Source organism: Stenotrophomonas terrae (assembly GCF_001431465.1).
In the GTDB taxonomy this organism is placed as follows: domain Bacteria; phylum Pseudomonadota; class Gammaproteobacteria; order Xanthomonadales; family Xanthomonadaceae; genus Stenotrophomonas; species Stenotrophomonas terrae.
On the sequence record NZ_LDJJ01000089.1, the window covers coordinates 17,941 to 28,388 of the forward strand.

Consider the following 10,448-nt stretch of genomic DNA (forward strand, 5'->3'; position numbering starts at 1 on the left):
CGTTCAGTGCTGCCGCCTGCCAGCCAGCCGCCACAGCATCAGGCCGCAGTACAGCACTGCCAGCAACAGCAGATTGAGCAGCTCGCCGCCAACTTCCGGCACGCTCGCACCCAGCTGCTGGGTGCGGACGATGGCATTGATGCCGGCGGTGGTGGGCAACAACTTGGCCAGCGCCACCAAGACCGGTGGCGACGCCAAGGCCGGCCAGGACAGATTGGACAGGAAGAACAGCGGGATCGACACCGCCGTGATGTATTGGAAGGCACGCTCACGGGTATCGAAGAAGCTGGCGATGAACATCCCGAACGGCACCGTCGCCAGCGCGAACAACAGCACGGCCAGCAACAGGCCGGGGATGTTGCCGCCACGCGGGTAATCCTGCGCCCAGGCGGTGAAACCGACGTAGTACAGCAGCCCGCACAGCGCAACCATCGCGAACGCCACGACCATGCCTGACAGGGTCGGCAGGTCGAAATGCAGGCGCCGCCCCAACTGCGCACGGCGACTGCCCAATAGCACGCCGATGCCGAGCAGCAGGGTCTGGTGCACGATCAGTTCCGATACCCCCGGCACCACGCTGCTGCCATAGCCTTCACGGGTGTTGTAGAGCGGCCGCTGCACCAGTTGCAGCGGTGGCGCCTGCGGTGCACCCATGAAGGCGGCCTGGCGCCGCGCCTGCTCGCCACCGAAAGCGGTGATGCCTTCGGCAAGACCACTGAGGATGGCGCTGGCCCGGCTCAGGTAGGCACCATTGCCCAGCAAGACCAGTTGACCGCTGCCGCCGCGCAGGATGTCGCGCTCCAGCCGCTGCGGGATCAGCACGATGCCATCCACCTCGCCAGCCAGCAGTTGCTGCCGGGCCTGGCCCAGATCGGTTGGCTGGCTGACCACGCGCACCGCACGCAGCGCATCCACATGGCGGATCAGATCGCGGCTGGTAGCGCTGTGGTCGTCATCCACCACTGCGATCGGCAGGTCACTGGCAACCTGGTGGCGGTAGGCCGCCGGGTAGAAGAACGAATACAGCAGCACCGCACCTATCATCACCGCGCGCGCCGCCGGGTCGGCGAACATCGCCTGCAGCGTGCGCCGGAAGCTGGCGGTGAAAGCATTCATGCGCGCACCTGCGGTTGCCGTGACAGGCGTAGCAGCAGGACCGCACCGAGTCCGCCCGCCAACAGCGTCATCAGCAACAGGATCACCAGTGGACGCAGCGACAGCTGCCACGGGGAGCCCATGAACAACTGCTGCATCTGCACCTGCACATAGGCGGTGAGCGGTAGCAGCGCGTTCCAGATGCGGGTGAACAACGGTGCTTCGATCACCGGGAAGGTCGCGCCGGAAAACGCCAGCGCGGTGCCGATGGTCAGACCCACCGCCGACAGCCCGGTGCACATGTCGCGAGTCACCGCGATGAACAGCACGGCAAAACTGCAGCTGGCCAGATAGAACAGCGGTTGTGCCAACAACATCAGCCACAGGCTGCCTGCCACGCCGTCGCCACGCACATAGGCCAGGTACATCACTCCCAGCGCGCCATACAGCGAGAACAGCGCGACATAGGGAAAAAGTTTGCCGGCCATCGCGGCCCATGGCCGTTGCTGCAGCCATTTGCCCAGCAAGCCGTCGCGCTGCTCGCGACCAAATGCAGCACCAGCAGCCAGCGCCGCCAACAACGACAGCATCGCCGGGAAAATCAGCGGCAACAGGAACAACTCGTAGCTGCGCGCCGGGTTGTACAACACGGTGGCCTGCACCGTCACCGGTGCGCCGCGCAGTTTTGCCGGGCCAACCTGCAGGCCGATCTGTCCCTTCAGCAGCTGCGCGTTGTAGGCGCTCACCGCATCGGCGATATCGCGCCCGGCCGATTGCCCGGTGGCCATGTAGGTGGCGTTGTAGAACGCATATAGCGGCGCCGGTTCAGTACGCAGCGCACGCCGGCTGAGGTCGCGCGGCAACAGCACGATGGCAAACACATCCAGCGCGCGCAGCTGCGCCTGCGCCTGTTGCAGCGAGACCGGCTCGGTCGCCACCCGCAAACCCGGGCTGTCATCAAGCGCGCGGGCCAGGCCGCGACTGATAGGGCTGTGGTCCAGGTCAACCAGGGCGATCGGCACCTGCCGCAGCACCGAGCCAGAGAACAACCACATCATCAGCGCCATCAACAACAGCGGCAGCACCGTCACCAGCGCCAGCTCCCAGCGGTCACTGCGCCAATGCCGCAGCTCACGCCGCACTGAGGCAGTGAAGGCCTTGCCCGGTGTCAGTCCTGCGGCCATGCAAACAGCACGCTCATGCCCGGCCGGAAGCCCTCGATCGGCTGCTGCGGCCGCGCCCGCACCTCGAAGCTGCGCACGTCGTAGCCGGACGACTGGCGGGTGCTGCGCCAGGTGGCGTAATCACCGGCCGGACTGATGAAGTAGACATCGAAGGTCGCACTGCGCCCCTGCAGCGCCGGTATCGTGCCCTGCAGGCGAGCGCCGGGCTTGAGCCCGTTCATCTGGTCCTCGCGCAGGTTCAACGCCACCCACAGATGGTCGATGTCGACCAGGGTGAACACCGGGTAGCCGGCCGGCACCAGTTCGCCGATGTCGGCCATGCGCTTGCCAACCTCGCCCGCCAACGGTGCGCGGCCTTCGGTTTCCTGGCGGGCGGCATCCACCTCGGCCTTGGCGCCTTCGGCCTGCCTTACCTGCGCCTGCGCCGCCTCCTTGTCCTCCACCCGCGCGCCGGCCAGGGCCAGGTCGTACTGCGCCCGCGCCGCCCGCGCCAGTTCGTTGGAACTGCGCGCCTGGGCCTGGGCCTCATCGCGCTTCTGCCTGCTCACCACGCCCTCGGCATACAGGTTGTCGAGCCGCCGGAAGGTACTGGTAGCCAGTTCCGCGCCCGCCAGCGCGCGCTTCCAGTTGGCTTCGGCGGCACGGATGTCCTCGCTGCGCGCGCCGTCCTCGGCCTTGGCCGCCATCGCCTTGGCCGCCGCCACCACCGCATCTGCTTGGCGCTCCTTGGCGGCCACTTCCGGGCTGTCCAGTTCAAACAGCACCTGCCCGGCGCTCACCCGGTCACCTTCGCCTACATGCAGCTGGCGCAGGCGCGCGGTGACCTTGGCGGCGACATTGACGTTGTCGGCATCGGCCATGCCCTGCACCTGGTCCTGTGGGCTGCGCAGCCCCAACCACAGGCCGATCACCACCAACACCAGCAGCACCACGCCGGCAATGAGAAACACGCGGCGCTGCCGCGGGCTGGTTTCCACCTGCAGCGAATCGCTCATTCCAGCACCTTGTCCGCGCGTTGGCGGTAGTCGTCGAAATCCTGCAGCTGCCCGCTTACTTCCAGCAGCTGCGCCAGCGCCACATCGAACTGATAGGCGGCCTGCGCCCGCTCCACCTGCGCAGCGCCCAACGCCAGGCGTGCGTCGATCACGTCCAGCGAGGTGGATTGCCCCTCGCGGAAAGACAATTCCTGCAGGCGCTGGTTCTCCTCGGCGTGGACGATGCTGCTGTCCAACAGCCGGAACTGTGCACGTGCGGTCTCCAGCTCGTTCCAGGCCTTGCCCACGCCCAGCTGCAACTGGTTTTCCACCTCGTCCAGGCCCGACTGCGCCTGCTCCAGCTGCGCCCGCGCCGCGCTGACCTGCAAGGGCCGCGCCGTGGGCGACAGGAAGGTGTAACGCACGCCAATGCCAAACGCCCAGTCGGCATCGGTCAGCAGCGCATCACGGCGGCGCACGTCGTACTGGCCGAACAGGTAGATCTGCGGCTTGAGCTTGGCCTGCTGTGCACGCACGCCCTGCTCGGCCTGCGCGGTCAGCGCGCGCAGCCGGCCAATCTGCGGATGCCGCTGCTGGGCACTGCGTTCGAATTCCTCGCGTGCCCCCACCGGGCTGCTGATCACGAACAACGGCGAGGTAGTCGCAACCGTGCCACCGCTGCGCAGCAAGGTGGCCAGGGCCTGCTGCAAGGTGGACAGATCGTTGACCGCCTTCTGGTATTCGCGCTCGGCCTTGTCCCGCGCTACATTGGCCTGCAAGCGCTGCGCCTTGGTGGCGAAGCCCTCGCGCTCAAGCTTCTGTGCATCCTCAAGGTGCCGCTGCAGGCCGTCACGCACATTGCGCCGCACCTGCAGTGCCTGCTCGGCCAGCTGCTGGCCGAAGTAGGCCTGCACCAACTGCAGCGACAATGACTGTCGCTGTACTTCGCGTTCGGCCTGGGCCAGCTCGGTAGCTGCCTGCGCGGCCCCTTGCGCGGCGGGTATCAAGCCACCGCTGTACAAGGGCACGCTGGCAGCAACGATGGGACGGGTGCGCCAGTCGCGCTCGCCGAACTGTAGCGGTGACTCGATGCCGAAAGCCTCGGCAACCGGCGCCAGCGAACCCAGCGGCAGGCTGAGGGTTTTCTGGAACTGCATGCGGCGCACGTCGGCGGTGATTTCCGGCAACCGCAGATAGCGGCTGGCATCCTGCAGGTCCTGCTTGTTGCGCACCCCGGCATCGGCTGCGGCCAGTGCATCGGAGACCTGTTCCAGCCGCTGCCGCGCCTGCTCGTAGCTCAGCGCCGGCAGGGCCTCGACGGCCCGCGCGGCCGGTGCCAGCAGCACCCACAGCACACCTGCCCATATCGTCATCGCGCCTGGCTGCTTGACTGCCACCCGATACTCCCTGCTCGTCGGCCGCCCCCAGCATAGCCGCCCGCGCAGTGAGTAAGAAGTCAGGCCGGCAGAATCAGGCCGCCCGTGCCAGCGGCTGGGCACCGCCCAGGCAGGCCAGGGTGCGCCCGCAGTGGCCGAGCAGGCGCAGGCTGCCATCCGGGTCCTCGGCCAGCGCGGTCAGGCTTTCCACCCAATCACCGTCGTTGGCGTAGATCAGGCCATCACGCTCGATCAGCGCGGCGCGGTGGATATGCCCGCAGATGATGCCGTCCAGCCCGCGCCGGCGTACGTCAGCCAACCCGGCCTGCACGAAACGCTCGATATAGCGCTCGGCCGCACCACTCTGCCGTTTGAGGAACTCCGACAGCGACCAGTAGCGCATGCCTAGCCGGCGCCGGGCAGCATTGAGCAGACGGTTGCCGCCAAGGATGCGGTAGTACAGCCAATCGCCGAAGCGCTCCTGCAGCCCGCCGAAATGGGTGGCGGCGTCGTAGTCATCACCATGTACCACCAGCAGGCGGCGGCCATCAGCGGTGGTATGGATGGCGCGGCGACGCACCTGCATGGCCGGCAGCATCAAGCCACAGGTGCGACGCAGCGGTGCATCGTGGTTGCCGGGGATGTAGATGATCTCGGTGCCGGCACGGCGCAGGGCCTGCAGCGCTTCGATCACCTCGTTGTGTGCCTGCTGCCAGCTGGCGCGCTTATGCGAAAGCCACCATAGATCAACGATGTCACCCACCAGATACAGGCGCTCGCAGCGCAGGCTGCCGAGGAAGCGTGCGAGCTCGGCTGCATGGCAATGGCGCGCGCCCAGATGCGTGTCGGAGATGAACACCGCGCGCCGGTATGGCGGCAGCACCGGCACAGCGTTCATGCCAGCGCTCCGGCATCGCGCAGATAGCGTTTGCGCTTGTGCGGGCGGATCGCCTGCAGGTCCACTTCGATCAGTCCGTCGATGGAATCGCTGAAATCCGGATCCACCCCGAATGCAAGGAAGCGCGCGCCGCCGGGTTCGCACAGGTCGGTGTACTGCCGGTACAGCGTCGGCACGCTGGTGCCTAACGTTGCCAGATTGGCCTTGAGCACGTCGAATGCAGCCGCTGCATCCAATGCACCGAAACTCGGCGGCGCGGCGAAGTACTGGAATGGCCGGTTCGACTCGGCCAGGCTGCGGCTGGCGCCGTAGTACTGCTGGTAATAGGCCACCAGCTGTTCGCGGGCCGCACGTGGCAGCGCGGCACTGATCGACACCGCGCCGAACAGATAACGGATGCCCGGCTGGCTGGCCAGGTAGGCGCCAATGCCCTGCCACAGATAATCCAGGCTGCGGCTGCCCCAGTAGTCGGGCACCACGAAGCTGCGGCCCAGCTCCATGCCTTCGGCGATGCGCGGGATGGCGTCGTCCGAATAGCGGAACAGGCCGGCGGTATACAGCCCCTGCAGGCCACTGCGCGCCAGCGCCGGGGCACCGCGCATGACCCGGTAGGCACCGGCAATGCGCTGGGCCGGCGCATCCCAGACCACGATGTGCTGGTAGAGCGGATCGAAGTCGTCCAGGTCGCGGCTGCGGCCGGTGCCCTCGCCCACCTCGCGGAAGGTCAGCTCGCGCAGCCGGCCCAGTTCCAGCAGCAGCGGCGAGTTGGCGCTGCACTGGGCCAGGCGGATCTGCTTGCCGTCGCCGGTCTGGCCAAGCAATTCGGCATCCGCAATGGCGGCGGCAAGCTGGGCGGCGGCAATCGGTTCAGCCAAGGGCTGTGGGCCGCTGCCCTGCGGCTCGGCGCCCTGCCGCTGCCTGCCCAAGGCATAAAGCGCATCGCGTACCGCCTGCAGCTGCTGGGTTGGTTCCTGCTGCGTGTCCAACTGCATCAGTTCGCCAACCTGCAAGCGCAGCGGCCGTTTGCCACGGGCGAACATCTCCCGCGCCAGCAAGGCAGTCCCGGCCGGCTTGAACAGCGCCGAGGCGCCATAGAACAAGGCCGAGTTGCGCGCCTGCACCCGCACCGGCAGCACCGGCGCCGCGCAGGCGCGGGCAAAGCGGACAAAGCCGCGGTTCCAGCGGCCATCGCGGATGCCCTGCAGCGACAAGCGCGAGACCTCACCGGCAGGGAACACGATCACGCACTGCTCGGCCTGCAGCGCCTGCTCCACCGCCTGCAGGCTGGCCCGCTGGGCACGGCCGCCGAGGATGCGCACCGGCAGCAGCAGCTCGCGCAGCGGTTCCAGCTCCAGCAGCATGTCGTTGGCGATGATCCGCACATCGCTGCGCACCTTGCCCACCGCATCCAGCAAGGCCAGCGCGTCCAATGCCCCGGAGGGATGGTTGGCGACTATCAGCAGGCGGCCGCGGGCCGGTACCCGCGCCAAGGCCGCGGCATCGACCGTGTAGTCGGCGTCCAGGAAGCCGAGCGCGGCGCTGACAAAGGCGAAACCCTGTAGCCCGGCGCTGCGCTGCAGGAAGGCATCCAGCTGCTCGAAACGTGATAGCCGTCCCACTGTGCGCAACAGCGGCCGGGCCAGGTGCCCGCGCGGGCCATGGAACCAATCCGGGTAGCGCTGCTGCAGGCGGTGCGCGATCTGGTGCATGACGAAGTCTCCCTGACGGCCCATTGGCCGGGAGCCTGCGCCCGTCACAAGGCAGACAGATGGCGGTTTTACGGCAATTCGGTGACCCCGCCTTAACCGTATGGCAACAAACGCATCGGCACTATTCCGTCAAGGTGTCGAGCGTGTATCATTCGCGACCATCTTTCCATCCGAATCAAGGGATATATAGCCCGATGTCCAGCTACCTGTTCACCTCCGAATCGGTCTCCGAAGGCCATCCGGACAAGATTGCCGACCAGATCTCCGATGCGGTGCTGGACGCGATCCTGACCCAGGACAAACGCGCCCGCGTGGCCTGCGAAACCCTGGTCAAGACCGGTGCGGCAATTGTCGCCGGCGAAGTGACCACCTCGGCGTGGGTCGATATCGAAGAACTGACCCGCAACGTCATCAACGAAATCGGCTACAACAACTCCGATGTCGGCTTCGACGGCCACACCTGCGCCATCATCAACATGCTGGGCAAGCAGTCGCCTGATATTGCTGCCGGCGTTGACGGCACCAACAAGAAGGCCAAGAAGCCGGAAGAGCAAGGCGCTGGCGACCAGGGCCTGATGTTCGGCTATGCCTGCAATGAAGCCCCGGAATTCATGCCGGCGCCGATCTACTACTCGCACCGTCTGGTCGAGCAGCAGGCCAAGGTCCGCAAGAAGAAGAACTCGCCGTTGCCGTGGCTGCGCCCGGACGCCAAGAGCCAGGTGACCCTGCGTTACGGCCAGGACGGCAAGATCGAAGGTCTTGATGCCGTGGTGCTGTCGACCCAGCATGATCCGGGCGTGAAGCAGAAGGACCTCGTCGAGGCCGTGCGCGAGCACATCCTCAAGCCGGTGCTGCCGAAGGCGTGGCTGGACAAGCTGCCGAAGAACAAGGTGCACATCAACCCGACCGGCATCTTCGTGATCGGCGGCCCGGTGGGCGATTGCGGCCTGACCGGTCGCAAGATCATCGTCGACACCTACGGCGGCATGGCCCGTCACGGTGGCGGTGCGTTCTCCGGCAAGGACCCGTCCAAGGTTGACCGTTCGGCCGCTTACGCTGCCCGTTACGTCGCCAAGAACGTGGTTGCCGCTGGCCTGGCCGACAAGTGCGAAGTGCAGGTCTCCTACGCCATCGGCGTGGCCGAGCCGACCTCGATCTCGGTCACCACCTTCGGCACCGGCAAGATTCCGGACGCACAGATCGAGAAGTTGATCCGCGCCCACTTCGACCTGCGTCCGTACGGCATCATCAAGATGCTGGACCTGATCCACCCGATGTACCAGCAGACCGCTGCCTACGGCCACTTCGGCCGCAAGCCGAAGGACTTCTCGTACGTCGACGGCGACGGCAAGACCCAGAACGCAACTGCGTTCTCCTGGGAAAACACCGACCGTGCCGAAGCCCTGCGCAAGGCTGCAAAGCTGAAGTAAGTTCAGCGGCAGGTGAAGTACTACCCGGACGGGCCGCGCAAGCGGCCCGTCCGCATTTGTGCCTGCGCCCTTGCCAAGCGACCGCCCATCCGCACACGATGGCGCCGCATACACAGGGAGCGTTGGCATGTTTTCGGCATTCATCGGCAATCTGTTCAAGGACAAGCCCGACCAGGATCGGTTTGCCCGCAAGTTCATCGACGCCGTGCGCGGCAATGGCTATCCGGATGAATTGGAATACGAGGCCGACAGCTTCCGCATCCGCCACGCCAATGGCTCCTACTTCAACCTGCACAACGCCTATCACGCCTACCTGGGCGCGCCACGCGGGCAGCAACGCAAGACATTGCAATCCTTCAGCCGTTTGCTGGGCATCCACGACAACGATGAGGCGATGAGCTGGGAGCAGGTCCGGCCATTGCTGCGCCCCTTGGTCCGCAGCATCACCCAGCTTGAGGAGTTGATGCTGCACCATGCCGAGCAGGAAGGTTGGGACGCTTCGCCGCTGCACCTGCAGTACCGCCGCCTCAGCGAGGAGTGCGTGGAACTGCTGGCTGTCGACCATCCCGACCACACCGCCACACTCACCCGTGGTCCAGAGGAGGCATGGGGCATCGACTTCGAGCAGGCGTTGGTCATCGCCCGCGCCAATCTGCGGCAAAGCCCTGACACGCCCTTCGTCGAAGTCATGCCCGGCGTCTACCAGGCAGCGTGGGCTGACGCATACGACAGCAGCCGTGCCCTTCTGCCAGACCTGCTGCACCGGGTGCCGGTGGCCGGGCTACCGGTGTTCATGCTGGCCAGCCGCGACGTACTGCTGGTCGCCGGTGAAGGCGATCTGCAAGCGCAGGCCCATATGCTTGAACTGGCTGCCAATGCATTCAACGACGGCCGCGTCATTTCATGGGAAGTGCTGCGCTACGACGAAGGGCGGCTGCATGCACACACACTGGCCACTGCTGAATTGCGTGAGCGGCAACGACAACTGCGGCTGGAGTTGGATGCCAACGCCTATGCGCAGCAGAAACAGTCGTTGGACCGTGTGCATGAGAAGCATGCAGAGGATGTATTCGTCGCCAACTTCATGATCCATACCGAAGAACAGCGCTCGCTATGCGCCTGGACGGAGGGCGTCGCCAGTTCATTGCCCCGCACCGACCGCATCGTGCTGGTGACGCCGGTCGACGGCCAGGACGCCGATATGCTGGTCGTGGATTGGGAGCAGGCACAGCCTGTTCTTGGCCACCTGTTGCGTGAGGACAGCCGGCATATTCACCCGCCCCGCTACCTCACGCTTGGTTTCCCCGATGCGCAGATGCGCGCGCAGTTGCAGGCGCTCTGATTCCCGCTCAGATCCATCTCCTTGCAGCCATGGTGCTTGACCAAAGCATGTTGCCTGCGAAGGCGGTGACTTTTATTGAGTTTGGGTTTGGGTTTGGGCTTTAGTTTTTTGGTTTTGGCTTTAGCTTTTGGCTGTGGCTGTGGCTGTGGCTGTGGCACCGCTTGTGCCTTAGCCCTTCTCCCGCTTGCGGGAGAAGGGTTGGGATGAGGGGAGCTTTGGCTTTGGCTTTGGCCTGGAGCTGGCTTCAGCAAAAGCAACGGCTAGAAACCTAAAACCCCCTCATCCGCCCTTCGGGCACCTTCTCCCGCAAGCGGGAGAAGGGACAGCCAAGCAACAGCCAAAGCCAAGGCCACAGCCAAAGCCAGAGCTACAGCTACAGCTACAGCTACAGCCAAAGCCAAAGCCAAAGCCAAAGCCAAAGCCAAGGCCAAGGCCAAGGC

9 protein-coding genes are annotated in these 10,448 nt (G+C 65.7%); 2 read left to right on the forward strand and 7 right to left on the reverse strand.

All coding sequences use genetic code 11. The features are described 5' to 3' along the window. Positions 1–3: 3 nt before the first annotated feature. The 6 genes from ABB27_RS18525 to olsF all read right to left on the reverse strand — a co-directional run bounded on the left by ABB27_RS18525 (position 4) and on the right by olsF (position 7,236). A complete protein-coding gene (locus ABB27_RS18525; protein ID WP_057630738.1) occupies positions 4–1,116 on the reverse strand; it encodes an ABC transporter permease in 1,113 nt (370 codons plus the stop codon). After that, on the reverse strand, positions 1,113–2,279 hold the full coding sequence (locus ABB27_RS18530) for an ABC transporter permease (protein ID WP_057630740.1): 1,167 nt from the start codon (positions 2,277–2,279) through the stop codon (positions 1,113–1,115). Before ABB27_RS18530 ends, ABB27_RS18525 begins: the two co-directional genes overlap by 4 nt. Then, positions 2,264–3,274 carry an HlyD family secretion protein gene (locus tag ABB27_RS18535; RefSeq protein ID WP_057630742.1) on the reverse strand — a complete coding sequence of 337 codons (1,011 nt, stop codon included), beginning with the start codon at positions 3,272–3,274 and terminating at the stop codon, positions 2,264–2,266. Before ABB27_RS18535 ends, ABB27_RS18530 begins: the two co-directional genes overlap by 16 nt. Next, positions 3,271–4,626 (reverse strand): TolC family protein, encoded by a 1,356-nt coding sequence (locus ABB27_RS18540; RefSeq protein WP_057630744.1) that lies wholly within the window; start codon positions 4,624–4,626, stop codon positions 3,271–3,273. The genes ABB27_RS18535 and ABB27_RS18540 overlap by 4 nt, the downstream gene beginning before the upstream one ends. Positions 4,627–4,723: 97 nt before the next feature. Then, positions 4,724–5,527, reverse strand: a complete 804-nt coding sequence (locus tag ABB27_RS18545; RefSeq protein WP_057630746.1) for a UDP-2,3-diacylglucosamine diphosphatase — start codon at positions 5,525–5,527, stop codon at positions 4,724–4,726. Next, a complete protein-coding gene (gene olsF / locus ABB27_RS18550) occupies positions 5,524–7,236 on the reverse strand; it encodes a bifunctional ornithine lipid synthase OlsF (RefSeq protein ID WP_057630748.1) in 1,713 nt (570 codons plus the stop codon). Before olsF ends, ABB27_RS18545 begins: the two co-directional genes overlap by 4 nt. 194 nt (positions 7,237–7,430) lie before the next feature. Here olsF and metK point away from each other — a divergent pair, with 194 nt between their 5' ends. Next, positions 7,431–8,666 carry a methionine adenosyltransferase gene (metK, locus tag ABB27_RS18555; protein ID WP_057630750.1) on the forward strand — a complete coding sequence of 412 codons (1,236 nt, stop codon included), beginning with the start codon at positions 7,431–7,433 and terminating at the stop codon, positions 8,664–8,666. Between the two features lie 127 nt (positions 8,667–8,793). Beyond that, on the forward strand, positions 8,794–10,008 hold the full coding sequence (locus ABB27_RS18560; protein WP_057630752.1) for a DUF1444 domain-containing protein: 1,215 nt from the start codon (positions 8,794–8,796) through the stop codon (positions 10,006–10,008). Between the two features lie 260 nt (positions 10,009–10,268). On the opposite strand, the gene ABB27_RS20235 is transcribed toward ABB27_RS18560, so the two are convergent. Next, positions 10,269–10,448: hypothetical protein (locus ABB27_RS20235; protein ID WP_083491387.1), on the reverse strand; the 180-nt coding region annotated here is incomplete at its 5' end.